Below are 25,972 nucleotides of genomic sequence, written 5' to 3'. Positions count from 1 at the left end.
CGGCTCAGTGGTTGGGGAACCACTATGGCCACGATAAGAGTCGACCGGTGGCCGATCACCGTGCAACTACATCCCGCCGAGTATCTGCCGGGCTGGCTGATGCGCGTCGGCTGTCGCTACCAACTGACCCCGATCCAGATTTTGCGCGAGCTCCGTGTGCCGCGGAGCCCGACCGGATATCACCTCGTTCTCGAGCACCTGAGCCTGCACGCTCGGTGGATCGCCGCTTACCTCGGTGTCCCTGCCGGTGACCTGCGCGCCGCCCTGTGGGGCCGGCCGATCGATGCCGCCGCGGCACGGTACCTGGTGCACCACCGCCACATTCGGCCCGACCGGGGAGGATCGCGTTTCTGTGCCCGATGCCTGGCCGAACCCGATCCGTGGTGGCATGCAGGCTGGGCCAATCCGCTGCTGCCGCTCTGTGTACGCCACCAGGTGTATCTGCAGTCGACATGCGAAGGCTGCGGTCAGGTGCCGTGGACAGGAACGGCGTGGATGAGCGCTCTGGCCCCGCCGTGGCAGTGCCCGCAGCGCCATGCTCGCGAACCGCAACGCCCGGGGCGTGTGAGACCGTTCTGCCGATACGACCTGCGTGACGCTGCTGTCCTCGCTGCACCGGCGAAGCTGTGTCATGCCCAGCAGAATCTGATCGAGTTCGCTGCCCTCGCCGACCTTCAGCCGAGCCGACAGTTGCGCTACGGCACCACCGACATGCCCATCACCGAGGTGCTCGACGAGCTGTGCCGTCGATTCGTCGACACGATCGGCTCTCCCGTGCGAGGACCTGGCGACCGGCCTGGACAGTCTGAGCAAGGCGATCCTCCCGCGAGGCAGAACTGGCATGCGACCCGTTGGCCGTTCCAGGCTGGGAGCCAGCCGGCCAGTCTGTGAACGTCCCTTGAGTCGTGACGAGCCGGTCCGAGAATCCGCCAGCCGTCATCATTCGCGACCGTTGTCGGAGTCCGCACTGGCGGAGTAGAACGCGCGTTGTCCCGCTCCCTCCGCTTGATTAATCATGTTTCCTCAATATCATCGTTTTATGACGATGAATGAGCGAGCGACGACCTGCTTCGGTGAAAGTCTCGACTCTGCAGCAGCGTTGTTCCACAGTCTCTCCGACGGCACCCGCCTGGCCATCGTGCGCCGCCTCGCCGCCGGGGAATCCCGAGTAGCGGACCTGGTCGGCGAGCTGGGATTGGCGCAATCGACAGTGTCGGCGCACGTGGCATGCCTGCGGGACTGCGGCCTGGTGCAAGGCCGCCCGCAGGGCCGGCAGGTGTTCTACTCGCTGGCCCGACTGGAACTGCTCGACCTGCTGGCCTCGGCCGAAACCCTCCTGGCCGCCACGGGCAACGCCGTCGCGCTGTGCCCGAACTACGGCACCGACACCGACACGGGAGTGACGGCATGAGCGACGCCTGCGGATGCGGCCCCGACGAACCCCGCGTCGAGGGCGAAGACGACCAGGAGCCCGACAAGTGGTGGCAGGTCACCGAGATCCGGGCGGCCGCCGCCGCGGGTGTCCTGCTGATTGCGGCCCTGATCGTCCGCGTCACCGGTGGGCCCGACGCTCTCGGGACGGGCTTCGAGGCGGTGGCGCTGGTCGTCGCCGGCTACACCTTCGTCCCCTCGACCCTCAAGCGGCTGGCCCGCGGCAAGATCGGGGTCGGGACCCTGATGACGATCGCTGCCGTCGGCGCCGTGCTGCTCGGCGAGGTCGGCGAAGCCGCGATGCTCGCGTTCCTGTTCGCCATCAGTGAGGGTCTCGAAGAGTACGCGGTCACTCGCACCCGACGGGGCCTGCGCGCCCTGCTGAATCTGGTGCCGGACACTGCCACCGTCCTGCGCGGCGGCCGTGAACAGACCGTCGCCCCCGCGGAGTTGGGGCTCGGGGAGATCATGATCGTCAAACCCGGGGAGCGGCTCGCCACCGACGGCACCATCCGCACCGGGCGCACCGCCCTGGACACCTCCGCGATCACCGGGGAATCGGTGCCGGTCGAGGCCGGACCGGGCTCCGAGGTGTTCGCCGGGTCGATCAACGGCACCGGCGTGCTCGAGGTCGAGGTCACCGCCGGCGCGCAGGACAACTCGCTGGCCAAGATCGTGAAAATCGTGGAGGCCGAGCAATCCCGCAAGGGCGAGGCCCAGCGTCTGGCCGACAAGATCGCCAAGCCCCTGGTGCCGGGAGTGATGGTTGCCGCGGCGTTGATCGCCGCGATCGGCAGCGTATTCGGTGATCCGCTGGTGTGGATCGAACGCGCCCTCGTCGTGCTGGTCGCCGCGTCCCCGTGTGCGCTGGCCATCGCGATCCCGGTGACCGTGGTCGCCGCGATCGGCGCCGCCTCCAAGCTCGGCGTCCTGGTCAAGGGCGGTGCCGCCCTCGAAGCGTTGGGCCGGATCCGCACCGTCGCGTTGGACAAGACGGGCACCCTGACCCGGAACCGCCCCGAGGTCATCGACGTTGCCACCACCGGCGGCGCCACCCGCGCCGACGTTCTGAATGTCGCCGCTGCGCTCGAGGCACGCAGTGAGCACCCCCTCGCTGCAGCGATCCTCGCCGCCGTCGACGACTACACCCCCGCCGAGGACGTCGACGCGGTCCCCGGTGCCGGACTGACCGGTCACGTCGGCGGCATTCCTGCCCGTCTGGGCCGGCCCGGGTGGATCGACCCGGGCTCTCTGGCTGCCGATATCGAGCGGATGCAGCACGCCGGAGCCACTGCGGTGCTCATCGAACGCGACGGCACCCTGATCGGGGCGATCGCGGTGCGCGACGAACTGCGTCCCGAAGCCCGCGACGTCGTCGCGGGGCTGCGCCGCGACGGTTACACCGTGGCGATGCTCACCGGCGACAACGAGCGCACCGCACGAGCGTTGGCCACCGATGTCGGTATCGACGAGGTGCACGCCGATCTGCGTCCGGAGGACAAGGCCCACATCATCGACACCCTCCGCGGTACACGGCCGACGGCGATGGTCGGCGACGGTGTCAACGACGCCCCGGCCCTGGCCACCGCCGATCTGGGGATCGCGATGGGCGCGATGGGCACCGACGTGGCCATCGAAACCGCCGACGTCGCCCTGATGGGTGAGGACCTACGGCATCTACCTCAAGCCCTGCAGCATGCCCGCCGATCACGAACGATCATGTTGCAGAACGTCGGCCTCTCGCTCGCGATCATCACCGTCCTGATGCCCCTGGCCCTGTTCGGGGTACTCGGCCTGGCGGCGGTTGTCCTGGTTCACGAGGTCGCCGAGATCATCGTGATCGCCAACGGGGTCCGCGCCGGACGCGCTCGCCCCCTGACAATCTCCGGATCGGCGGCACCTGCGTCGAATCCTGGGGTACGAGAATCCTTTTCTTCCTGAAGGGCCTTCCATGAGTCCAATGCCTGCAACTGTCCGAGCCTGGTATGCCGCGGAGATGACCGCCGCTCGACACACTCACACTGCAGCCGAGCGGTGGACCCATCTCGAACGCGCGCACATCCTGTCGCAGCCCTACCCGTGGCCGCACACTCGCAATCACCTCGCCATGCTCGGTCTCGCGGTGCGTCAACGCGACCGTCGCGAAGCCCTTGGGCAGATCATCCGGATCATGGTTGCTGCCCCCGGTTCCGCGCTCGGGGGTTACCCCGAAGGCAACACCGGCCGCGTCGCTGCAGGGTTGATGACCCCCATGCCGATTCCCGCCGATCTGACCGACGTCCTCACTGGCACAGCGTGATCCGAATCGTGGCTTCAGGCATGTCTCACACGAACGACATGAGTGGACGACCCGGCCCGGTGCTGGCGGATCAACGCACCGGTGCCGGATGCCGTTCGGCCAGCTGTCCCAACGCGGTGATTCCGACCGGTTCGCTGACGGCCAGCGGAATCACCGCGCACCGATTGGCGAGTTCGTCCCGGACCGTGTCGATCTGCTCGAATTCGGCAACCGCTCGCTGCCGCAGCAGCGGCGCGGTGGGCGCCGCCGCGGCCAGGGAATTGTTGACCACCCACGCCCACGGTGCGATACCGGCGCGCCGCAAATCATCCTGCAAACCGGCCGCCTCGAGCACCGGGGTGGTCTCGGCAAGAGTGACCAGCACGATCTTGGTCTGCGCGGGGTCCTGCAGCCGCATCAGCGGGGTGGTGAAGCGCCCGCCATCGCCCATCTGCCGGGCGATCTCCCGGTGATACGACCCGGTCGCATCGAGCAACAGCAGGGTATGCCCGGTGGGGGCGGTATCGACGACGACGAACTTGCGGCGTGATTCGTGAATCACCTTCGAAAAGGCCTGGAACACCGCGACCTCCTCGGTGCACGGGGAGAGCAGGTCCTCGGCGAGAGTGGCGCGGCCGGCCTCATCGAGCCCGGCGCCCTTGGTAGCCAGCACCTGGTCTCGGTAGGTCTCGCTCGCCTCATGAGGGTCGATGCGGGACACCTCGAGGTGATCGAGCTCCCCGGCGAGAGTCTCGGTCAGATGCGCGGCGGGGTCGGTGGTGGTCAGATGCACATCGTGGCCACGGCAGGCCAGGGCCACCGCGATCGCGGCGGCAACAGTGGTTTTGCCGACCCCGCCTTTGCCCATGCACATCACCAGTCCGGGCCCGTCGGCCTCGATCGCATCGACCAGATCCGCTAACGGGGCCTCGGCGACCGCGGCAAGCCCCGGATCGGTCCCGGTGGTCATTGCCGTGGTGGTGGTGGTGTCGAACAGGGTGCTCAAAGCGTCGAGGCCGACCATGTTGACCGGCTTGAGTTCCACCAGATCGGTGGGCAGCGCGGCGATCGCGGCGCCGCGACCCGCCAGTGCGGCCTGTTCACGCTGGTACACGGCGGTAGCCAGCGGGTCGGTGTCGTCGGCCGGGTCGGGCAGCACGCCGTTGACGACCACATGCTGTCTCGTCATGCCGATCGCGGCGAGTTCGCTGTGGGTGCGGGCGATCTCGGCCAGAGCGGCGCGGTTCGCGCGTGCCACGAGCACCAGGCGGGTGCGGCCGGGGTCTGACAACGCCTCGACCGCGCCGGCGTACATGGCTTTCTGCTTGTCGAGCCCGGCCAGCGGTCCGAGGCAGGACGCGTCGCCTTTGCCGTGGTCGAGGAATTCGGTCCAGTTACCGGGCAGTTGCAGCAGCCGGATGGTATGGCCGGTGGGGGCGGTGTCGAACAGCACGTGATCGAACCCGGCGACCCGGCCGTCGGGATCGGTAAGCAGCGAGGTGAATTCGTCGAACGAGGCGACTTCGGTGGTGCACGAGCCGGACAGCTGTTCGGTGATCGAGGCGATCTCCGCCTCCGGGAGCAGTCCGCGGACAGGGCCGACGATCCGTTCGCGGTAGGCGGCGGCGGCCTCCTCGGGGTCGATCTCGAGCGCGCAGAGCCCCGGCACCGCGGGGACCTCGGTGATCGTGTTGCCGATGCTCAGACCGAAGACCTGCCCGACATTGGAGGCGGGGTCGGTCGAGACGAGCAGCACCTTCTTTCCGGCCCGGGCCAGGCGCACCGCCGACGCGCACGCGATGGAGGTCTTACCGACCCCACCTTTACCGGTGAAGAACACGAACCGGGGCGGGTCGGTCAGGAACGTGAGGTCGGCGGCAGCCATGAAAACAGGTACTCCTCGTCGGACGGGTATCGGCGGGCGGGATACGGATCTACATGGTCAGCAGCAGGTGGACTCGCCCGGGGTGCAGCAGGAGTCGCTGTCGTCGGCGAGCCCGAGCATCGTCACCCCGGACGGCGGCGCGGGTACCTCGAGGCCGGCCCAGGTGGCGAGCTCGGTGCGGGTCGGGTAGCGCCCGGTAGCGACGGTGACGTCGTCGACGAGCACGAGCGGCAGCCCGTCCGATCCGGCGAGTTCGAGGAATTTCTTGACGGTCTCGTTGTGGGCGAACGCGAGCGGGTCGTTGGCCAGGTTGTGGCGGGTGATGGCGGCGCCCTGCTCGGTCAGCGCGGCCATGTCGGCGGTGAAGGTGACCAGGTTCTGGTCGAGGTCCTCGCCGCACACGCCGGTGTTGCAGCACAGGGCCGGTTCGAAGACTGCGATGGTGCTCATAGGTATCAGGTATTCCTTCAGTGCTCGAGGGCGAACAGAGTTTCCGGGACGAACTCGGTTATCGGGCGTCGGCGTCGGAAAGCAGCCGGGTAGCGAGCTCCTCGACGCGGACGGCGATGTCATCGCGCACCAGGCGCATCCGCTCGATGCCGTCGATGCCGCGCTCGGACGGCTCATCGGTGTCCCAGTTCTCCACGCGTACCCCGGTGGGCGCATCGACGCGGGCTTCGCCGCCGAGGGTGACCACCAGGTCGACTTCGGTGAGGAGCTGCGGGTCGATCGGCTTGGGATACTCACCTGCGATGGGGGCGCCGACCTCGCCGAGGACCTGCATCGACAGTGCGTTCAGCGACGATCCGGGCGTGGTGCCGGCGGAATGGACAGCGATCCGGTCGCCTGTGGTCTTACGCATGAGGGCGGCAGCCATCTGGGATTTGCCGCCGTTCTTGACACACACGAACAGCACCGAAGCAGTGGGCACGAGAGTGGTCCTTCCCGAGGTTCTCGGATTGACTACTGAATTGATGACAGTCAATATAGACGCATGTCGAATCAGCTGTCGAGTGAGACCGAGCCGTGCTGCCCACCGCTCGCACGGGAGCCTCTCACCTCCGATTGGGCCGGCGATCTGGCCCGCATGTTCAAAGCGCTCGGTGATCCGGTGCGGCTGCGCATGCTCAGCATGATCGCCAGCCACCAGGGCGGGGAGAGCTGTGTGTGCGACATCAGCCCCGCCTTCGACCTGTCGCAACCGACCATCTCACATCACCTCAAGGTGCTGCGCGAAGCCGGACTGCTCGACTGTGAGCGCCGCGGCACCTGGGTGTACTACCGGGTGATCCCCGCCGCCCTCGAGCAACTCTCCGCGGTGCTCGCCACCGAATCCGGGGTGTTGCCAGGGTCGGCCTGCACCTGCACCTGCGCCCCGACCGAAGCCCTTCAGGAGATCGTCTCGTGACCACCACCGAACACCGGTCCGTCGCCGGCAAGATGTCGGTCCTCGACCGGTTCCTGGCCGTGTGGATCGGCATCGCCATGGTCGCCGGTCTGCTGCTCGGCCGCCTCATACCTGGGCTCGGCGACGCACTGAGCGTCATCGAGATCGACAACATCTCCCTGCCGATCGCCCTCGGTCTGTTGATCATGATGTACCCGGTGCTCGCGAAGGTGCGCTACGACCGCCTCGACACCGTCACGGGCGATCGCAAGCTGCTGATCTCCTCGCTGATCCTCAACTGGGTGCTCGGCCCGGCATTGATGTTCGCCCTCGCCTGGCTGCTGCTGCCCGACCTGCCCGAGTATCGCACCGGCCTGATCATCGTCGGCCTGGCTCGCTGCATCGCGATGGTCATCATCTGGAACGACCTCGCCTGCGGCGACCGCGAAGCCGCCGCCGTACTGGTTGCGATCAACTCGATGTTCCAGGTGATCATGTTCGCGGTGCTCGGCTGGTTCTACCTGTCGGTCCTGCCCGGCTGGCTCGGTCTCGAACAGACCACCCTCGATGTCTCGCCGTGGCAGATCGCCAAGTCGGTGCTGATCTTCCTCGGTATCCCGCTCGTCGCCGGTTTCTTGACCCGCCATTTCGGCGAGAAGGCCAAGGGCCGCGAGTGGTACGAGGAGACGTTCCTGCCGAAGATCGGTCCGTGGGCGCTCTACGGGCTGCTGTTCACGATCGTGATCCTGTTCGCGCTGCAGGGCGAGCAGATCACCTCGCAGCCGTGGGACGTGGTGCGGATTGCGTTGCCGCTGCTCGCGTACTTCATCCTCATGTGGGGCGGCGGGTTCCTGTTCGGTGCGGCGGTCGGGCTCGGTTACGAGCGCACCACCACGCTCGCGTTCACCGCCGCCGGAAACAACTTCGAGCTCGCCATCGCCGTCGCGATCGGCACCTTCGGGGTCACCTCCGGTCAGGCGTTGGCCGGGGTGGTGGGCCCGCTCATCGAGGTGCCCGTTCTTGTTGCTCTGATCTACGTCTCGCTTGCTCTGCGGAAGCGTTTCACCCGTTCGTCTGCCCCCGCTGTGTCGTAAGGACCGCCCACGTCAGGAGATGTCGATGTCCCAGCACGCTGCTCAGCCGGAACTACTGATGCCGCAGGCGGTGCTGCACCGCAGCGCCGAACATCTCGCCGAGAAGTATGCCGGGGTGTTCTCGGCGCAGACCGTCGAGCGGATGGTGTTCGAGTCGTATGCGGCGCTGCGGCGCACCGCCAAGATCCACACTCACCTGCCCTCGCTGGCCACCCGCTTCGCGGGCGAACGCCTCACGGCTCTGGCGCAGGCCGAGGGCGCCGTGCCGAAGGATGTGCCGGAGGTGCTGTTCGTGTGCGTGCGCAACAGCGGACGCTCGCAGATGGCCGCGGCACTGCTGGCCCATCACGGCGCCGGGCGGGTGCACGTGCGCTCCGCCGGATCGGCTCCTGCGGCGGCGATTCATCCTGTCGTGGTCGAGGCGATGGCCGAGATCGGGCTCGATCTCGGTGCCGAATATCCCAAACCCCTGACCGACGATGTGGTGGCAGCCGCCGATGTGGTGATCACCATGGGGTGCGGCGACGCGTGCGCGGTGTATCCGGGTAAGCGCTACCTCGACTGGTCGTTGCTCGATCCGAACGACGAGTCGCTCGAGACGGTACGCGCCGTCCGCGACGATATCGACACTCGCGTGCAGGCTTTGCTGGCCGAACTCGACACCGTTTCTGCCTGAATTCTCTTCGAAAGGACGTCTGTTTTCATGACCACCGATTCCTCGACCGCACGCACACCCTCGGTGTTGTTCGTGTGTGTGCACAACGCCGGCCGTTCCCAGATGGCCGCGGGATTCCTCACCGCGCTGGCCGGCGACCGGGTCGAGGTCCGTTCCGCAGGCTCCGCACCGGCCGAGCAGGTCAACCCGGCCGCCGTCGAGGCGATGGCCGAGGTGGGTATCGACATTTCCGCGCAGAACCCGAAGATCCTCACCGTCGACGCGGTGCAGGCCTCCGATGTGGTGATCACCATGGGGTGCGGCGACACGTGCCCGGTGTTTCCGGGCAAGTCCTATCGGGATTGGGTGCTCGAGGATCCGGCCGGGCAAGGGGTCGAGGCGGTGCGTCCGATCCGCGACGAGATCAAAGCCAAGGTCGAGGCGCTGATCGCCGAGCTCGTTCCCGACGGCGCCCACGCCTGACAGAGGTGGTCCGTCGGCGCCGACGACAACAAACATGGCGGAGGCGTTCAGTCCCCCAGTCGAGGGCCCGCACTCGGAGGTCGTGAGTCCACGGATTGAGATGTGCCGGATACGGCAACACCGAAGCAGGCTCCGAGGTCAGACTGCAATGACGGGCAGTTCGATCGTAAAGCGTGCCCCACGGCCCGGCCCGTCACTGTGTGCTCGGATGCGCCCGTGGTGGGCTTCGACGAGGGCACGGGTGATGGTCAGGCCGATACCGCTGCCGCCGTGTCGGCGATCACGGGCAGTATCGGCGCGGTAGAAGCGATCGAAGAGGTGGTCGAGGTGCTCAGGAGCAATGCCCTCACCGGTGTCGGCCACCGTGATCTCCACCCGATCGCGGTTCGCTCGTCTGCTGGTGACCGTGACCGTGCCGCCACAAGCGGTGTGGCGCAGGGCATTGTCGAGCAGGTTGCCCAGGACCTGCCCGAGCCGGTCGGGATCGACCGACACGACCATCGAGTCGGTGATCCGGCTGTGCAGTGCGACGCCTTTGCTCTCGTACCGTTCGCGCACCGCATCGACCGCGGCGGTGACCAGGGCGCCGGTGGTGGTGGGCACCGGCCGGATGCGGGTGAGGTGTTCTTCGGCGCGCGAGACCGCGGTGATGTCCTGGGCGAGACGACCCAGCCGGTGGGTGGCGGCGCGGAGGATCTGTCGGGTGTCGTCGTCGAGGGTGCGGACGCCGTCGTCGAGGGCTTCGAGGTAGGAGTCGAGGGTAGCGATCGGGGTGCGCATCTCGTGGCCGAGATCGGCGAGCATCCGGCGGCGGGTGGCCTCGGTGGCCTCGAGGCGGCGGGCGAGTTCGTTGACGGTCAGGGCAAGGTCGTCGAATTCGCGGCCGAGACCGGGGCTGGACACGCGAGTGTCGTACCGGCCGCCGGCGATCCGGGCGGTCGAGGTGGTCACCGCGGTCAACGAGCGTTGAACACGGCGGGTGATATACCAGCTCACCGCCAACGCCAGCAGCACCGCGACCGCGACCGCCAGACCCCACGCCAGGACGATCGCCCAGGCGAACGCCTCTTCAACATGGGCGGCCTGACTCGAGTTGTGGTCGATGCCGGCCTGACCGAGGTGATCATGGAAGATGCCGGGCGCGAGGGCGGAAGCGACGAGCCAGGCGCTGACGGCGCAGCCGACCACCACCACGGTCAAGGCGAGGAACAGCCGGGTGCCGAAACTCGACCCGGCCAGTGCCCGCCGTACCGACCCTCGTGGAGCGGGGCTCTGGGGATTCATGCTCCGGTGCCCATCCGGTAGCCCACACCGCGGACGGTGCGCACGTAGCGGCCGCGGACGACATCGTCGCCGAGTTTGCGGCGCAGATGACCGATGTGCACGTCGACCAGGTGGTCGTCGCCGGTCCAGCTCGGCCCCCACACCGCCTCGATCAACTGGGCACGGGTCAGCACAACACCGGGATCGCGGGCCAGGGCGGCCAGGACGTCGAATTCGGTGCGGGTCAAGGACACCGGCAGCCCGGCGACGGTGACTTCCCGTCCGTCCACATCGATGACCAGGTCCCCGACGCTGCGGATCAGGCCGGGGGCGGCCTCGGCCGGTGCGGCGATACCGGTGCGGGGACGGCGCAGCATGGCCTGGATGCGGGCCATCAATTCGCGGGGGCTGAACGGTTTGCTCATGTAGTCATCCGCGCCCACGGACAACCCGATGAGGGTATCGATTTCTTCGGTGCGGGCGGTGAGCATCACGACATAAGCGTCGGAGAAGGTCCGCAGTTGCCGGCACACCTCAACCCCGTCCAGATGAGGCAGCCCCAGATCGAGGACCACGACATCGGGGTCGACCTGCCGGGCGAGGGTGACGGCGTCGGCGCCGTCACCGGTAATCGCGGTCTCGAACCCGTCGCGTTCGAGATACGAGCCGATCAGGTTCGCCAACGGTGCCTCGTCCTCGACGACCATCGCCCGCAACCCGGTCGACGGGCGCGGCGGCGCCGCAGGATCGCTGGTCGCGGTGGGAGTGCGAGCGGAGGAGTCCATGGTGTCCATCTTCACCAGCGGGCACCACTGTCGACGATGCCGTGGGGCTTCTTGAGCAAATCTTCATACGACCTCCACAGGAATCCAGGGGTAGGCACACCAGGCTGAAGGCACGAACCGGAGAAAGGAGGCGACCATGATGGGCTGGGCAGGTGAGCTGACCTGGACCGGATGGATCGTCATGGCCGTGTGCATGTTCGCATTCTGGGCGGTGGTGATCTATCTGGTGGCCATGATGTTCCGCACCGACCGCGCAAACGGGCCTGGCCGCACCAGCCCGGAGTCCGATCCGCTGCGGCTGCTCGAGGCGCGGTTCGCCCGCGGTGACATCGACTCCGAGGAATTCGTGGCCCGTCGCCGGCTGCTGATGCACCCCGGCGACACCACGTCGGTCGAGCACCGGCGGGGGCAGGTTCATGACTGAACTCGGCCGTCGATCCTTCCTTCTCGGATCAATACTTGCCGGAGCCGGAGTCCTGATGGCCTGTTCCGGGTCGGGCTCACCGACCGGCGCCCCCGTGCAGCCCTCGTCGACTGCGGTGCGCCGTCTCGAGCAACAACGCCGTCGCCCGGGTCAGCAGATGGTCTCGGCGCGGTTGACGCCGCGTCCGGTCGAGGTGGACCTCGGCGGGCGCATCGTCTCGACCTGGGGATACGACGACACTCTTCCTGGTCCGCTGGTGCGTGCCCGCGCCGGGGATCTGCTGCGGGTGGACGTGGACAACCAGCTGCCGGCGCAGACGAGTGTGCATTGGCATGGGCTGGCGTTGAGCAACGACATGGACGGAGTGCCCGGGCTGACCCAGGACCCGATCGCCGCCGGGGCGCGGTTCGCCTACGAGTTCACCGTCCCGGATCCGGGCACGTACTTCTACCACTCGCATTCGGGATTGCAGCTCGATCGCGGCCTCTACGGCGCCCTGATCATCGACGATCCGAATGAGCCCGGCGACTATGACCACGAGTGGATCGTGGTGCTCGACGACTGGCTCGACGGCACCGGCCGCACCCCCGACGATGTGGCCCGCGACCTCGGCATCGGCGCCACCGGCGAGAGTGGCGACGCCTCGATGGGCGGGATGGACCACGGCGCCATGGGCGGTATGGGCGGGATGGATATGGGGGCGGAGACGATGCTCTCCCCGCTGCTCGGCGGCGCCGGGGACGTGAGCTATCCGCTTTTCCTGGTCGGCGGACGGGTCCCGGAGGATCCGATGGTCTTGACCGCGACACCCGGGCAGCGGGCACGGATCCGGTTCATCAACGCCGGCGCGGACACCGCGTTCCGCGTCGCGCTCGGTGGGCACCGGATGACCGTGACCCACACCGACGGCTTCCCCGTCGTGCCGCACGACACCGATGCGCTGCTGCTCGGCATGGGTGAGCGTGTCGATGTGCTCGTCACCCTCGGCGACGGCGTCTTCCCCCTGTTCGCGCAGGCCGAAGGCAAGACCGGGCACGGGCAGGCGCTGGTGCGCACCGCCACCGGCGCGCTGCCCGCACAGACCCGCCCGGGCGAGCTGGACCGGCAGGTGCTGCTCGGCACCGACCTCGCGCCCCGGGACTATGTGCGCCTGGCTGAGAAGGAACACGATGTGTATCACAGCGTGGACATGGGAGGGACCATGTCGCCGTACCGGTGGACCCTCAACGGCCGCGCCCACCCCGACATCCCGCCGCTGAACGTGGCCGAAGGGCAGCGGGTGCGCATGCGGATGCGGAACATGTCGGACATGTTCCACCCGATGCACCTGCACGGCCACACCTTCGCGCTCACCGACACCGGCCTGCGCAAGGACACCGTCACGATCGGGCCGATGCGCACCGTGGAGATCGAATTCGACACCGACAACCCGGGCCAGTGGGCGCTGCACTGCCACAACGCGTATCACCAGGAAGCCGGAATGATGACCACCGTGTCCTACCTGGCCTAGTCCGGGGTGCGCCGGATGCGGGGATACCCCGTCGTTGGTTCACCTGGGCTCTGACCGTTCGAGGAAAGGATCCACTCATGAACAAGAAGACTCTCGCCGTCGGCGCCATGGCGCTCGCGGTGGTGTTCACCGCAGCCGCGTGCAGCGACTCCGACACCGGCACCACCGCCGCCACATCGAGCGCCACCACCTCGGCCACCACCTCCGCCGCCGACGACACGGCACCGCACAATCAATCCGATGTGATGTTCGCGCGCATGATGATCCCGCACCATGCCCAGGCGATCGAGATGAGCGACATGCTCCTCGCCAAAGAAGGTATCCCCGAGGAGGTGACCGCCCTGGCCGAACAGATCAAGGCCGCCCAAGGCCCGGAGATCGATGAGATGAACTCCTGGCTCGAACAGTGGGGCGAACCGCAGATGCCGGGTGGCATGCCCGGGCCGGGGCACAACATGCCCGGAATGACCTCCATGCCCATGACCTCTATGCCCGGTATGGGCCGCGGCATGCCCGATTCGGACGACATGCCCGGTATGGGTGGCATGGGCGGCATGGGCGGCATGATGAGCGCGCAGGATATGCAGGCTCTGTCCGACGCGCAGGGCACCGAGGCCACCCGTCTGTTCCTGACCCACATGATCACCCACCACGAAGGGGCGATCGACATGGCCGAAGCCGTGATCCGAGACGGGCAGTACCCCGACGCCGTCGAGATGGCCCGCACCATCGTCGAGACCCAGCAGCGGGAGATCGAGACCATGCGCCAGTTGCTGACCACCCTGTAACCGGTACCACCCGGTTTCCACTCGGCCCGCCACCCCAGGAGGCTTTGCGATGTCGCACCCGCAGCACGGACACCCCCACCCGGACCCGGCGCCCGCCGGACACGTTCACGGCGCCGAGGTCCAGAGCCCGCCCCCCGACGAGCATGATGCTCACGCCGGGCCGGGTGAGCACACCGGGCACGATGGTCACGATCGGCATGCCGGGCACGGGGCACACGGAGAAATGTTCCGCCGCCGGTTCTGGGTGTCGCTGGTGCTGTCGATACCGGTGGTGTTCTTCAGTCACATGGTCGCCGACCTGCTCGGCTACACCATGCCGAATTTCCCTGGGGCCATATGGATTCCCCCGGTGCTGGGCACGGTGATCTTCGTTTACGGCGGCATGCCGTTCCTCACCGGCGGCTGGGCCGAACTCCGCTCACGCCGGCCCGGGATGATGCTGCTGATCGCCATGGCGATCAGCGTCGCGTTCCTCGCCTCGTGGGTCACCACTTTGGGTCTCGGCGGGTTCAACCTGGACTTCTGGTGGGAACTGGCCCTGCTGATCGTGATCATGCTGCTCGGGCATTGGCTCGAGATGCGTGCCCTCGGCTCGGCCTCCGGCGCCCTCGACGCGCTCGCCGCGATGCTGCCGGACACCGCCGAGAAAATCACCGAGACCGGCACCACCGACGTGCCCTTGTCGGAACTGGCGCTCGGGGATCTGGTGCTCGTGCGCGCCGGAGCCCGGGTGCCCGCCGACGGCACCGTCACTGACGGCCGCGCCGAGGTCGACGAATCGATGATCACCGGCGAATCCAAGGCGGTCACCCGCGAAGTGGGTGACACGGTGGTCGCCGGCACCGTCGCGACCGACAGCGCCCTGCGGGTGCGCATCACCGCGGTCGGCGAGAACACCGCCCTGGCCGGCATCCAGCGGATGGTCGCCGACGCGCAGGCCTCCTCGTCCCGTGCCCAGGCGCTGGCGGACAAGGCCGCGGCGTTCCTGTTCTACTTCGCCACCATCGCCGGCGTCCTCACCTTCGCGGTCTGGACGCTGCTCGTCGGTAACGTCGACGAAGCGGTGGTGCGCACCGTCACCGTGCTCGTCATCGCCTGCCCCCACGCTCTCGGATTGGCGATCCCTTTGGTGATCGCGATTTCCACCGAACGCGCCGCCAAATCGGGGGTGCTGGTCAAGGACCGGCTCTCGCTCGAACGCATGCGCACCGTCGATGTGGTGCTGTTCGACAAGACCGGCACCTTGACCCAGGGTCGGCATCAGGTCACCGGTGTGGTCGCCACGGCCGGCACCTCCGAAGAAGACCTGTTGGCGCTCGCTGCGGCGGTCGAGGCCGACAGCGAGCACCCCGTTGCCCGAGCCATCGTCGCCGCTGCGGAAACTCGGGTCCCGGCCGCCGCGCAGGTCACCGCCACCGACTTTCGGTCCTTGCCCGGCCGCGGGGTCCGCGCGCTCGTCGACGACACCGAGGTGACGGTCGGCGGACCGGCCATGCTGGCCGACCGGCACCTGTCGGTGCCCGAGGACATCACCGCGGTCACTGCCGGATGGGTCCGGCGCGGGGCCTCGGTACTGCATCTGGCCCACGGGGACCGGGTGCTCGGTGCCGTCGCGCTCGAAGATGCCGTGCGCGAAGAATCCCGTCAGGCCATCGATGCCCTGCACGCCCGTGGGGTCAAGGTCGCCATGATCACCGGCGACGCCCGGCAGGTCGCCGACGCGGTGGCCGCCGACCTCGGGATCGACGAGGTGTTCGCCGAGGTGCTGCCCGAGCACAAGGACGCCAAGGTCACCGAACTACAGAATCGCGGGCACAAGGTTGCGATGGTCGGGGACGGGGTCAACGACGCCCCCGCATTGGCCCGCGCCGATGTCGGTGTCGCGATCGGTGCCGGCACCGATGTGGCCATCGAATCCGCCGGGGTCGTGCTGGCGGCGAACGATCCGCGGGCGGTGCTGTCGATCATCGCACTCTCGCATGCCAGCTACCGCAAGATGTGGCAGAACCTGGTGTGGGCCACCGGCTACAACGTCATCGCCGTGCCACTGGCCGCCGGGGTGCTGGCCTTCGCCGGGGTTGCGATCTCCCCCGCGGTCGCCGCGATCCTCATGTCCGTCTCGACCATCGTCGTGGCGCTCAACGCCCAACTGTTGCGCCGCCTCGACCTCGACCCCACCCGTCTGGCTCGTACCTGAACCGCCGTCCGATCGATCCGAAACGAGTTCCTTCTTCTCATGTCGAGTTTTTCCCTGCGCCGGTGGGCGCGTGTCCTGGTGCCTGTTGCTGCGGTGGCTGTGCTCGCCGGCTGTGCGACCGGTGAACAATCCACCACGACCACCGAGCCGGCGGCGGTCTCGGAGGTGCCCGGCGTCGCGTTGGAACCGGCCCTCGATCATCTGCACGGTCTGCACCTCGATTCCGGCGGTGTGGTGCTGGCCGGTACCCACACCGGCCTCGTCGAGATCGCCGACAACGGGCGCACCACCCGCGTCGGCGTCTCCGACGACGACTTCATGGGACTGACCGGGGCGCCGGGCACCGACCGTCTGTTCGCCTCCGGGCATCCGGGGGCGTCGAGTTCGGCGCCGAATCCGCTGGGGCTGATCGACAGCACTGATGGCGGCCACACCTGGATACCCAAATCCTTGAGCGGCGAGGTGGATTTTCACGCCTTGGCCACCGACGGTGAGCTGCTGGTCGGCTTCGACGGCGTCACCGGATTGCTGACCTCCACCGACGGCGGCAGCAGCTGGACCGCGGGCGCCCCGGTGGCCGCGGCCGCCCTCGCCGTCACCGACGCCGGGGTGTGGGCGACCACTACCGCCGGGTTGCAGCACAGCATCGACGGCGGGCTCACCTTCGCCGTGGTGCCGGACGCCCCACCGCTGGCGTTGCTGTCCGCGGCGCCGGATGGCTCGTTGTGGGGTATCGACACCGCCGGCACCGCGTGGCGTAGCCGCACCGGCCAGGCTTGGGAGCCACGCGCGGTGCTCGGGCCGGTCGAGGCAGTGCTGGCCGTCGACTTCGACACCGCCTACGCCGCGACCGCCCAGATGCTCTATCCGCTGAACTGACCCCGGAGGAGCATGCTCACTCCGCGACGGTGAACCCTCGAGTCGACTCGAAGGTCAAGCCGATACCCGGTCTCTACCGGTGTTCGGCCTGCCGCAGCACGGTGATCAGATCGGCGGTGCTCGGGACACCCCCGTGCCCGTCGGCGGTGCGGTAGACGCGGCACGTCAATCCGACGCCCTCGGTGGGGCCGAACGGATCGGTCCCGTCGATGCGGATGGTCGGGGATCCGGGGAAGGCGACGCGCTCGGCGGCCTCCGGGGTCTCGATACGGCGCAGCCGGATCGGGGTACCGGCGTTGCCGGTCGCTGCCAGGGCCTCGGCGAGGCGGTCGCGCATCAGCTCCCAGTTCGGGCAGCCGTCGAAGTACGGCAGTTCGATGTCCATCTCCACCCGATTCGCTCTCACTGGTTCTCGGTGGCGGGAACGGCCTCGGAGCGGCGTTCGAGCAGCACGGTGTCGCGCCAGATGCCGTCGAGCCGGCCGATGCGTTCGCGCACCCCCACGGTGCGGAAACCCGCCGAATGGTGCAGCGCCAGGCTGGCCCGGTTCTCCGGGAAAATCGAGGTCTGCAGCGTCCACAATCCGCCCTGATCGGCGGCGATGACCTGGGTGCGCAGCAGGGCCTTGCCGACGCCGCGCCCGCGCATGCCGTCGCCGACATACACCGAATTTTCGGCCACCCCCCGATAGCACTCGCGGTTCGATACCGGGCTCAAGGCTGCCCAGCCGACGACCTGTCCGTCGATCTCGGCGACCCAGCGATGCTCGGGCAACCACTGGTGCTCGAGGTGGTCGCGGCTGGGGACTTCGGTGGTGAACGTCGCGGCGCCGGTGGCGATGCCGTCGGCGTAGATGCGGCGCACCGCCTCCCAGTCACCGCCTGCGAGTGGGCGCACGGCCACGTCGGCGGGGACGTCCTCGGGGCAGCACGGGCGGGCGGTGAGCACCCCCATGACCGCATCGGCGGCACTGGGCAGGTCGCTGCAGCAGCTCGGGTTGATCCGCACCACGGTGCTGGTGCCCTGTTTGCCGGTGGTGACGAAGCCGACGTCGGCGAGTTTGCGGACGTGATGGGAGATGGTGGGCTGGCCGATCCCAAGCCTGTCGGCGAGCTCGCCGACGGTGATGCCGGACGGATGCGCGGCAACGTGGTGCAGCAGCCGCACCCGCGTGGGTTCGGCCAGGCAGGCGAACCATCCGGCGTAGGTGGCCGCGTCCTGCGGGCTCAGGGCGTCGAGGTCCACCTCCGCGCCGGGGGTCGCCGTGATCGGTAGACCGAGTGCTGTCATACCCCCACTATATCGATCGGCATCGATGGTTGCATACATCGACGACCATCGATACTCTGACAGCAGATTAGATCGATACCCATCGATGAAAGGATCTGTCATGAGCGAGTTGCCCATTGTCGTCGTCGGAGCGGGACCGATCGGCCTGGCCGCCGCCGCCCACCTGCGCGAACGCGGCCTCGAACCGCTGGTGCTCGAACGCGGCGACGCCGCCGGAGCCGCCATCACGCAATGGCACAGCGTCCGCACCTTCTCCCGCTGGGCCGAACTGATCGACCCCGCCGCCCGCCGCCTCCTCGACACCACCGGCTGGACCGCGCCCGAGGACGACGCCTACCCCACCGGCCAGGACTGGGCCGGGCAGTACCTGACCCCACTGGCGGATGCTCTCGGTGACGCGGTCCGCCTCGATCACGAGGTCGTCGGCATCGCTCGCCGCGGCCGCGACCGCATCGTCGACGCCGGCCGCGACACCGAACCCCTGTCGGTGCACGTGCGCCACCGCGACGGCACGGAAACCCGCCTGCTCGCCCGCGCCGTCCTCGATGCCTCCGGCACCTGGGGCACTCCCAACCCGCTCGGCGGCGAAGGCCTGCCCGCCCTCGGGGAACGCGCCGCAGCCGAGAAGATCACTTACCGCGTCCCCGACCTGGGCGACGATGCGGTGCGCGACCGCTACGCCGGCCGGCACACCGTCATCGCCGGTAGCGGCCACTCGGCACTCAACGCGATCGTGGCGCTGGCCGAGCTCGCCCGCACCGACCCCGGCACCCGGCTGACCTGGGCGGTGCGCCGCGGCGAGGTCGGCGCCGCGTTCGGCGGCGGCCAGGACGACCAACTGCCTGCCCGCGGCGCCCTGGGACTGCGCGCGAAAAAGGCCGTCGACGACGGGCTGCTCACCGTGGTCACCGGGTTCCGCACCGCCGCCGTCGAACCCGCCACCGACGGTCAGGTCGTCATGGTGTCCGATACCGGCGCCCGCCTCGAGGCGGTGGACGAGGTCATCGCCTCGACCGGCTTCCGGCCGGACCTGTCGTGGCTCTCGGAAATCCGTCTCGACCTCGACCCGGTGCTGCAGGCCCCGACCGCGCTCGCCCCGCTGATCGACCCGAACGTGCACTCGTGCGGGACCGTCTACCCGCACGGCGTCGCCGAGCTCACCCACCCCGAACCCGGCTTCTATGTGGTCGGGATGAAGAGCTACGGGCGGGCCCCGACGTTCCTGGCGATGACCGGCTACGAGCAGGTCCGCAGCATCGCCGCCGCCCTGGCCGGCGACCACGATGCCGCCGCCCGCGTCGAGCTGACCCTGCCCGAGACCGGGGTGTGCGGCGGCGCCGGAGTGTTCGACGACCCCGCCGCCGACACCGCCACCGAGGCCGCGGCCGGTGGGTGCTGCGGTGCGCCCGAGCCGCAGTTGGTCACCCTCTCCCGCACCGGCGGATAACGCCGGTGACCGACACGTCGACCCGCCCGCAGCCCGGCGCTCTCACCGGCGCCGGGCTGCGGCGGGTGCTGGCGGTGCTGTGCCTGACCGAGATCACCAGCTGGGGCATCCTGTACTACGCGTTCCCGGTCCTGTCGGTCTCGATCTCCGCCGATACCGGCTGGTCGCCCACGTCGATCACCGCGGCGTTCTCGCTCGGTCAGCTCGCCACCGCGCTCGCGGGTATCCCGGTCGGGCGCATCCTCGACCGGGTCGGACCGCGCACGATCATGACCGCCGGCTCGGTCCTCGCCGTCCCCGCGCTGGTCCTGATCGCGCTCGCCCCCACGCTGCCGGTGTTCTACGCCGGATGGCTGCTGGCCGGCACCGCGATGGGCGCGGTGCTCTACCCACCGGCGTTCGCCGCGCTGACCCGCTGGTACGGCGACCGCTCCGTGCACGCCCTGATGATCCTGACCCTCGCCGCGGGCCTGGCCAGCACCATCTTCGCCCCCTTGACCTCCGCAGTGGATCAGCAGTCGGACTGGCGCACCACCTACCTGATCCTCGCGGCGATCCTCGCCGCGATCACCATCCCCGGACACTGGTGGGGACTACGCGGATCCTGGCCCACCGCGGCCCCACCGGCGAACGGCGCGGCCCTGGGGCACCGGGAGATCGCCCGCAGCCCCGCGTTCCTCGCACTGGTGGCCGCGTTGGCTCTCGGTGCGTTCACCGCCTTCGCCGGGGTCTTCAATCTGGTGCCGTTGCTGCTCGAACAGGGCTTCTCCCCGTCGGTGGCGGCGGTGACGCTCGGGCTCGGCGGCGCCGGACAGGTCCTCGGCCGCCTCGGCTATCTGACCCTGGTCGCCCGTACCAGCGTCCGCAGCCGCATCGTGGTGATCCTGGCCGGCACCGCGGCAACCACCGCGCTGCTCGGGGCGGTGACCACGGCCGCGGCGTTGATCGGCGCGGCGATCGGCGCGGGACTGGTACGCGGATTGTTCACCTTGATCCAGGCCACCGCCATCACCGACCGGTGGGGCTCGACCCACTACGGCCGGCTCGGGGGGCTGATGTCCGCCCCGATCGTGGTGGTGATGGCGTTGGCGCCGTGGGCGGGAACCGCCCTGGCGTCGGCGACCGGCAGCTACGCCACCGCTTACCTCGTCCTCGCAGTCGTCGCCGTGATCGCCGCGCTCCTCGCGGTCGCGTCCGTGCCGCGCCTGACCGCCCCTCCGTCCACTGAAGGAACCTCATGACCGACTACGACGCCCTCGTCATCGGTGGTGGCCAGTCCGGCCTCGCCGCCGCCCACGCCCTATCCACCCGAGGCCTGCGCACCGGACTGCTCGAAGCCGGCGACGAGCCCGTCGGGGCCTGGCCGCACTACTACGACAGCCTCACCCTGTTTTCCCCGGCGAAATACAGCGCACTACCGGGCCTGGCGTTTCCAGGCGACCCGCAGCGCTATCCGCGGCGCGACGAGGTGGTCGACTATCTGCGTCGCTACGCCGCCGGACTCGACGTCGACATCGTGACCGGCTCCCGCGTCGAGACCGTTACCTACGACACGGGCGTCTACACCGCCCAGACCGCCGCCGGTGCCAGTGCCACCGCGCCGGTCCTGATCGCGGCCACCGGCTACTTCGGGTCCCCGAATATCCCGCCGCTGCCGGGCCTGGAGACGTTCGGCGGCACGGTGCTGCACACCAGCGACTACCGCGAGCCTGCTGCGCTGGCCGGTCAGAACATCATCGTGGTCGGTGCCGGTAACTCCGCGGTGCAGATCGCCACCGAGCTCACCGAGGTCGCCTCCGTCACCCTCGCCAGCCGCCGACCTCCGAAGTTCTTGCCGCAGCGACCGTTCGGCCGTGATGTGCATTTCTGGCTCACGATCACCGGAGTCGACCGCGCCCCGGTCGGGCCGTGGCTGCCTGCGCCGCCGACCCAGCAGGTCCTCGACACCGGCCGCTACCGCCGCGCCCTGGCCAGCGGCAACCCGCGGCCGCGGCCGCTGTTCACCGGGCTCGACGATCGCCGGGTGTTCTGGCCCGACGGCACGAGCACCACCGCCGACACGGTGCTGTTGGGCACCGGTTATCGCCCGCACCTGCCCTATTTGACGGGTCTCGGCGCCCTCGACGAGACGGGCCGGCCCCGGCGCCGGCAGGGCCTCTCCACCACTCCCCCGGGGCTGGGGTATGTCGGTCTCGAATGGCAGCGCAGTCTGTCGTCGGCGTCGTTGCGCGGTGTCGGTCGCGACGCGGGCCGGGTCGCCGATCGGGTGGTCGCCGCCCGGTCCCGACGCGCATTGCCCACCGGTCCCTGACCGGCGCTGCGTCCATAGATGTTCACGGAAACGGTGACACCATGGACGGCACACCGCCCGTCCCCTCGGGGGCGGGTTTACCTATCTCTCGTGCGATCCGTCGCCGATTCGAGACGGTGGGCGGCATGTCTGCCGCCGCATGCCCGCATCCGCGTTTACCATCTGTCTCAATGAGAACCCGCGTCGTCGAACGGGTTCCGGCCGACACGACCGCGGGAGCGGCGCTGATGGACATGGACGAACAGTTGCACCAGCTGGCGTGGCAACTCCAGCACAACGGACACGACTGGAGTGAAGTCGCCGCCGAGCTCGGCTGCGACGAAACCGTCGCCCGGGCCATGGCCGACCGATACCTCGCCGACTCCGAGACTCGAGCACAGAAGGACCAATTCTCGCTGTTCGATCTCTGAGCGGCGCACGTCATCCCGCGCTGCTGCTGTTACGCCAGCCGTCCGGCGGTCACGACACGGCGATCCGCGCCGCGCCACTGCGGCAGGTACGTCCGACGTGGCATCCGAGGGTCGACGGGGGCGCTATATCGATTCGCGACATGAGACTGAATTCGGCCGGCAGTTGTGGAGGCCGCCCGGGAGGGGGAAGTCTGGTATCGACGGCCATCGAGTGCCGTCGGCTCCCTGGACAGGTGGTGGATCATGGGCCATTCCGAGCGGGTGGACAGGGCCGCTATCGCCGGCGAGCTCGAACGCACCCGTGTGCATCTGCACCGGCTCCTCGCCGACGCTTCCGACACCTCGTTGCGGAGTCGATCGGCGGGGACGCGGTGGACCAACGAGCAACTGTTGTTCCACATGGTCTTCGGGTACATGGTGGTGGCGGCGCTGCTGCCCTTGGTGCGGATGGTCAGCCGGCTGCCCGCCGGAGTGGAGCGTCGATTCGCCCAGGTCCTCGATGCCGGTACGCGGCCTTTTGACGTGGTGAATTACTACGGTTCATGCGCTGCAGCCCTGGTGTTTGACCGGAACCGGATGGGCACGAAAGCCGACCGGGTCATCGGTGCGCTGAGCCGCCGACTGCAACGCGAATCGGAGCAGGCGTTGGGACGGGGAATGTTCTTCCCGGTGCGCTGGGACCCGTTCTTCACCGATTACATGACCATTGGTGAGCTGTACCGATATCCCGTCAGACATTTCGATTTCCACGAACGACAGCTCACTCTCGATCGTCCGCATTGAGTCAGAACTCAGGCTTCGAGGCAGCAGACTCTTCGATTCGGTTCTCGCGGCTTGGGCACAGGACCGAAACATCGTCCGGGATGCCTGAGGATTCCGACAAGATCGTGAGAATCCCTGACTGACACGAAATTGGAAAGCCGCAGGCCCGTGCGCCGCACTACTGACACCTCCGGCGGGAACCTACATCAGCGGTGTAGGTTCCGCTGGAACGTGTCATTTTCCAGATTTCGTGTCGGTAGGGCGCCCTCATCTCCGCGTTTCCCCAGTTCAGGGCAGGCGCGCAGCGAGACGGGGTCGGAATTTCTGAGGCCTCCGACAAGTTCGCGAGAATCACTGACGGACACGAAATTGGAACGCCGCAGGTCCACGCGCTGCCCGACTGACAAGTTGGGCGAGAACCTACAGCCTATTTGTGGATTTTAGGATGAGGTGCACTGCCCGTATCTCGTGACGGGAGATCCCCTCGTCTGCGCATTCCTTCAGATCGTTTGGCGGTTCTCGGTGCGGGAGGCCCCCGGAGCGCACATCCGAATATCGGGGATCATCGTTGTTCAACGCTACCGTTGGCGGCTTTCGGTGGTGTCTCCGATGAATGGGCCGGTGGCGAGGTGTGTCCAGCCCGGTAGTGGCTGTCGAGGAATCGACGGCGGTGCTCGTCGAGTACTGCTGCGTCCCGCAGGTCTCGGTCGTGTTGTTTCCGGGCGTGAGCGTGGCGGTCGGCGGTGTGGCGCTGCTCGGTCCGGTCGGCGGCATGGCCGGCCGTCCCGTCACGCAGAACGTGCGCGGCCGTGCGGTCACACGTGATCAGTACTTGTCGGCAGGCCGAATGCACGGCAGAGCCCTGCCCGGCAGGACGAGATAGGTGTTGCTCGAATACCGCCAGCGGGACTCGGAGGAGGCGGTAATGGGTCCGCAGCACTGCCTCGATCATGGGGAGCATGGGCATCGTCCGGCGCCTTTCGTTCAGCTGTGCAGATCCTCACCTGGAGGCGGATGGGTTCGTCGCGGGTCCGAATCCCCGGTGGTCTTCGGTGTGCGGGTGTGATCCTCGGCTGGGAGCTGGTAGGACCGGATGAACGCTACGCACATTCAGGCCTGTCGTGGTGACACGGCAGCACCGCGAGGGTCTGTCGATGACCGAACACCTAGGTTGCTCAGGCTTGTTCGGTATTCGGTGCCACGGTCTTCTGCATGTCTTCGTACGCTCGGTCGGCATCGAGCATGGGCTCGATGATCAACAACCGGAGGCAGGTTCCGTTCCGGCCGAAAACGTACATCTGGTTGCGTGGCTGATCCGGTGCCGGTCCGACGAAGTCGAGACCGTCCGGAGGATCGATACCTCGCTGGGAGATGCTCAGGGCATTCCAGTCGAAGGCGATCCGTTCGGTTCGTCCCAGGCGGGAGGTCAGTGCGGAGACCAGGTTGTGGAGTTCGGCGGTGACATTGTCGCCCCGCGGCCACCAGGCGCCGTCGACGCCGGCGGAGTGCTCGTCGGGGTCGCGCAGAAGCAGCCGCACCGTGCGGGTCGGGGCGTCGAAGGGCTGTCCACCGTCGGCGGCAGCGCGGAAACGCCCCAGGTCACGATTGGTGAACAGGCGCCGCGGAAGTCTGCTCATGTCATACTCCCGTGTCGGGTCCGGATGGAGGCCGGTGCCGGCATCCGAGGTCCGTGGCGGCTGTCCACCGGACCCGGTACTCGCGACAATCACCGCGCAGTCGCCGAGGTCCGGCGGGGTAACGAGAGAAAGAGCGATCCGAGCGGATCCGGGCGTGGTGCAGCGTCATCGCGACGCTCCTGACTGGGCCGCAGAGCGGCCTGCTCATATCGACGGCGCCGACGAGACCGGGCATGGTCTCGCACTTCAGGCCCCGGCACCTTCAGCCTACCGTCACCACGGTCACGTGGTCGGCAATCGGCACACCGTGGCCCGGTACACCGCGAGAGAGCCCACGTGGCGGCCAGCGCACAGACCGCCAAGGCGCAGCGTTGGCCTGCGGGAGAGCCGGTCAGGTCGCATCCCTCGGTGGGACCTGTCTGTCCCCGGGACGACACCACCGGCGGAAGGACCGTAGCGACGGCCCGCGCCGTAGCGACGGCCCACGCCTGCGACGGCCGTCTCGGCGCTGGATGCGGCCCGGCGAATTCTCCGATCCGGTGTGTGGGCACCGCCCTCAGGTATCGAGGTGGGACAAGCGCGGGTGTGTGAGGTGGTCACGGGTGTCTCGGGGGTGAGCGTCGACGCGTACGCGTGCGTGGCCGGGCGGTGGTGTTCCGGTGCGGCCGATCGTGACCACGCACCAGCGAACACGGCAACGCGTCATCGCAGGGCACATCGCATCCCGGCACCGGGCACCGGTGGTCGGGCAGATGCACGAGGCAGAAGTAGTTGCCGCACCCCGCTTCGTCGTCCTCCTTACGCCCGAGGGGATTGTCCCCGCACAGATACCCGCGTCCCCGGTCGATCAGCTGATGGCACTGAGGATCGTCGCATTCGGCGGCGACTCCGTAGCCGGCTTCACGACCATCGGGAAGGATGTAGTACACCAAACTCATGGTCTCTCCTCGTCGGTGGAACATCTCCGGATCAAGCGGGACTTCCGTGGAACGGGGCTCCGACTCCGAACTGCATCGGTGCCCACCACCAAGGGGAGTGGTACGAGCGAATCATCTG

The 25,972-nt window shown here is 68.3% G+C and carries 28 protein-coding genes; 19 read left to right on the top strand and 9 right to left on the bottom strand.

The window, feature by feature from the left end:
• Positions 1-24: 24 nt before the first annotated feature.
• The 4 genes from A8G18_RS10005 (at position 25) to A8G18_RS09990 (ending at position 3,730) form a co-directional block, all read left to right on the top strand.
• A complete protein-coding gene (locus tag A8G18_RS10005; RefSeq protein ID WP_167352084.1) occupies positions 25-891 on the top strand; it encodes a TniQ family protein in 867 nt (288 codons plus the stop codon).
• Between the two features lie 148 nt (positions 892-1,039).
• Positions 1,040-1,411, top strand: a complete 372-nt coding sequence (locus A8G18_RS10000; RefSeq protein WP_054720048.1) for an ArsR/SmtB family transcription factor — start codon at positions 1,040-1,042, stop codon at positions 1,409-1,411.
• Positions 1,408-3,372, top strand: a complete 1,965-nt coding sequence (locus A8G18_RS09995) for a heavy metal translocating P-type ATPase (protein WP_059384189.1) — start codon at positions 1,408-1,410, stop codon at positions 3,370-3,372. Before A8G18_RS10000 ends, A8G18_RS09995 begins: the two co-directional genes overlap by 4 nt.
• A gap of 10 nt (positions 3,373-3,382) precedes the next feature.
• Positions 3,383-3,730 carry a DUF3703 domain-containing protein gene (locus A8G18_RS09990; protein ID WP_054720545.1) on the top strand — a complete coding sequence of 116 codons (348 nt, stop codon included), beginning with the start codon at positions 3,383-3,385 and terminating at the stop codon, positions 3,728-3,730.
• Positions 3,731-3,800: 70 nt separating this feature from the next.
• Here A8G18_RS09990 and arsA read toward each other — a convergent pair whose 3' ends face one another.
• The 3 genes from arsA to A8G18_RS09975 are packed head-to-tail and all read right to left on the bottom strand — an operon-like array spanning position 3,801 to position 6,525.
• Positions 3,801-5,594 carry an arsenical pump-driving ATPase gene (gene arsA / locus A8G18_RS09985; protein ID WP_064063746.1) on the bottom strand — a complete coding sequence of 598 codons (1,794 nt, stop codon included), beginning with the start codon at positions 5,592-5,594 and terminating at the stop codon, positions 3,801-3,803.
• A gap of 57 nt (positions 5,595-5,651) precedes the next feature.
• Entirely contained in the window at positions 5,652-6,044 is a 393-nt protein-coding gene (gene arsD / locus A8G18_RS09980) for an arsenite efflux transporter metallochaperone ArsD (RefSeq protein WP_064063745.1), read from the bottom strand.
• A 58-nt stretch (positions 6,045-6,102) separates the two neighbouring features.
• On the bottom strand, positions 6,103-6,525 hold the full coding sequence (locus A8G18_RS09975; protein WP_064063744.1) for an arsenate-mycothiol transferase ArsC: 423 nt from the start codon (positions 6,523-6,525) through the stop codon (positions 6,103-6,105).
• A 63-nt stretch (positions 6,526-6,588) separates the two neighbouring features.
• Here A8G18_RS09975 and A8G18_RS09970 point away from each other — a divergent pair, with 63 nt between their 5' ends.
• Genes A8G18_RS09970 through A8G18_RS09955 form a run of 4 tightly spaced genes read left to right on the top strand, consistent with a single transcriptional unit; the run spans position 6,589 to position 9,213 of the window.
• Entirely contained in the window at positions 6,589-7,002 is a 414-nt protein-coding gene (locus A8G18_RS09970) for an ArsR/SmtB family transcription factor (protein ID WP_064063743.1), read from the top strand.
• A 32-nt stretch (positions 7,003-7,034) separates the two neighbouring features.
• The gene (gene arsB / locus A8G18_RS09965) at positions 7,035-8,075 is read left to right on the top strand and encodes an ACR3 family arsenite efflux transporter (RefSeq protein WP_064063801.1); all 1,041 of its coding nucleotides are present in this window, start codon (positions 7,035-7,037) and stop codon (positions 8,073-8,075) included.
• Positions 8,076-8,100: 25 nt separating this feature from the next.
• Entirely contained in the window at positions 8,101-8,751 is a 651-nt protein-coding gene (locus A8G18_RS09960) for an arsenate reductase/protein-tyrosine-phosphatase family protein (protein ID WP_064063800.1), read from the top strand.
• Positions 8,752-8,778: 27 nt separating this feature from the next.
• Positions 8,779-9,213, top strand: a complete 435-nt coding sequence (locus A8G18_RS09955; RefSeq protein WP_064063742.1) for an arsenate reductase ArsC — start codon at positions 8,779-8,781, stop codon at positions 9,211-9,213.
• A gap of 138 nt (positions 9,214-9,351) precedes the next feature.
• On the opposite strand, the gene A8G18_RS09950 is transcribed toward A8G18_RS09955, so the two are convergent.
• A complete protein-coding gene (locus tag A8G18_RS09950) occupies positions 9,352-10,497 on the bottom strand; it encodes a sensor histidine kinase (protein ID WP_064063741.1) in 1,146 nt (381 codons plus the stop codon).
• Positions 10,494-11,270 carry a response regulator transcription factor gene (locus A8G18_RS09945; RefSeq protein WP_084421683.1) on the bottom strand — a complete coding sequence of 259 codons (777 nt, stop codon included), beginning with the start codon at positions 11,268-11,270 and terminating at the stop codon, positions 10,494-10,496. Before A8G18_RS09945 ends, A8G18_RS09950 begins: the two co-directional genes overlap by 4 nt.
• Positions 11,271-11,397: 127 nt before the next feature.
• Here A8G18_RS09945 and A8G18_RS09940 point away from each other — a divergent pair, with 127 nt between their 5' ends.
• From A8G18_RS09940 to A8G18_RS09920, 5 genes are all read left to right on the top strand, one after another.
• Positions 11,398-11,685: an SHOCT domain-containing protein gene (locus A8G18_RS09940; protein WP_064063740.1), complete on the top strand. Its 288-nt coding sequence runs from the start codon at positions 11,398-11,400 to the stop codon at positions 11,683-11,685.
• Positions 11,678-13,195: a multicopper oxidase family protein gene (locus A8G18_RS09935; RefSeq protein ID WP_064063739.1), complete on the top strand. Its 1,518-nt coding sequence runs from the start codon at positions 11,678-11,680 to the stop codon at positions 13,193-13,195. Before A8G18_RS09940 ends, A8G18_RS09935 begins: the two co-directional genes overlap by 8 nt.
• Positions 13,196-13,272: 77 nt before the next feature.
• On the top strand, positions 13,273-13,983 hold the full coding sequence (locus A8G18_RS09930; protein ID WP_064063738.1) for a DUF305 domain-containing protein: 711 nt from the start codon (positions 13,273-13,275) through the stop codon (positions 13,981-13,983).
• Positions 13,984-14,032: 49 nt separating this feature from the next.
• Positions 14,033-16,180: a copper-translocating P-type ATPase gene (locus tag A8G18_RS09925; protein ID WP_084421671.1), complete on the top strand. Its 2,148-nt coding sequence runs from the start codon at positions 14,033-14,035 to the stop codon at positions 16,178-16,180.
• Positions 16,181-16,219: 39 nt separating this feature from the next.
• Positions 16,220-17,059, top strand: coding sequence for a F510_1955 family glycosylhydrolase (locus A8G18_RS09920; RefSeq protein WP_064063736.1), 840 nt, complete (start codon positions 16,220-16,222; stop codon positions 17,057-17,059).
• Positions 17,060-17,132: 73 nt separating this feature from the next.
• Here A8G18_RS09920 and A8G18_RS09915 read toward each other — a convergent pair whose 3' ends face one another.
• Complete coding sequence (locus A8G18_RS09915) at positions 17,133-17,465, bottom strand: thioredoxin family protein (protein WP_245207826.1); 333 nt, start codon at positions 17,463-17,465, stop codon at positions 17,133-17,135.
• The gene (locus tag A8G18_RS09910; protein ID WP_064063735.1) at positions 17,462-18,349 is read right to left on the bottom strand and encodes a helix-turn-helix domain-containing GNAT family N-acetyltransferase; all 888 of its coding nucleotides are present in this window, start codon (positions 18,347-18,349) and stop codon (positions 17,462-17,464) included. The genes A8G18_RS09915 and A8G18_RS09910 overlap by 4 nt, the downstream gene beginning before the upstream one ends.
• A 100-nt stretch (positions 18,350-18,449) precedes the next feature.
• On the opposite strand from A8G18_RS09910, the gene A8G18_RS09905 reads away from it, so the two are divergent.
• The 6 genes from A8G18_RS09905 to A8G18_RS09880 all read left to right on the top strand — a co-directional run bounded on the left by A8G18_RS09905 (position 18,450) and on the right by A8G18_RS09880 (position 24,162).
• Entirely contained in the window at positions 18,450-19,796 is a 1,347-nt protein-coding gene (locus A8G18_RS09905) for an FAD-dependent oxidoreductase (protein ID WP_064063734.1), read from the top strand.
• 5 nt (positions 19,797-19,801) lie between these two features.
• Positions 19,802-21,037, top strand: a complete 1,236-nt coding sequence (locus A8G18_RS09900) for an MFS transporter (protein WP_064063733.1) — start codon at positions 19,802-19,804, stop codon at positions 21,035-21,037.
• Positions 21,034-22,107, top strand: coding sequence for a flavin-containing monooxygenase (locus A8G18_RS09895; RefSeq protein ID WP_064063732.1), 1,074 nt, complete (start codon positions 21,034-21,036; stop codon positions 22,105-22,107). Before A8G18_RS09900 ends, A8G18_RS09895 begins: the two co-directional genes overlap by 4 nt.
• 170 nt (positions 22,108-22,277) lie before the next feature.
• Positions 22,278-22,517: a hypothetical protein gene (locus A8G18_RS09890; protein ID WP_226435577.1), complete on the top strand. Its 240-nt coding sequence runs from the start codon at positions 22,278-22,280 to the stop codon at positions 22,515-22,517.
• A gap of 243 nt (positions 22,518-22,760) precedes the next feature.
• On the top strand, positions 22,761-23,300 hold the full coding sequence (locus A8G18_RS09885) for a DinB family protein (protein WP_059384781.1): 540 nt from the start codon (positions 22,761-22,763) through the stop codon (positions 23,298-23,300).
• 625 nt (positions 23,301-23,925) lie between these two features.
• Entirely contained in the window at positions 23,926-24,162 is a 237-nt protein-coding gene (locus tag A8G18_RS09880) for a hypothetical protein (RefSeq protein WP_064062091.1), read from the top strand.
• Positions 24,163-24,454: 292 nt separating this feature from the next.
• Here A8G18_RS09880 and A8G18_RS09875 read toward each other — a convergent pair whose 3' ends face one another.
• On the bottom strand, positions 24,455-24,916 hold the full coding sequence (locus A8G18_RS09875) for a DUF5994 family protein (protein WP_019289558.1): 462 nt from the start codon (positions 24,914-24,916) through the stop codon (positions 24,455-24,457).
• A 596-nt stretch (positions 24,917-25,512) separates the two neighbouring features.
• A complete protein-coding gene (locus tag A8G18_RS22780; RefSeq protein ID WP_019289557.1) occupies positions 25,513-25,854 on the bottom strand; it encodes a hypothetical protein in 342 nt (113 codons plus the stop codon).
• Positions 25,855-25,972 lie beyond the last annotated feature (118 nt).

This window comes from Rhodococcus gordoniae, assembly GCF_001646655.1.
In the GTDB taxonomy this organism is placed as follows: domain Bacteria; phylum Actinomycetota; class Actinomycetes; order Mycobacteriales; family Mycobacteriaceae; genus Rhodococcus; species Rhodococcus gordoniae.
This window is presented reverse-complemented; position numbering and strand designations above follow the sequence as displayed.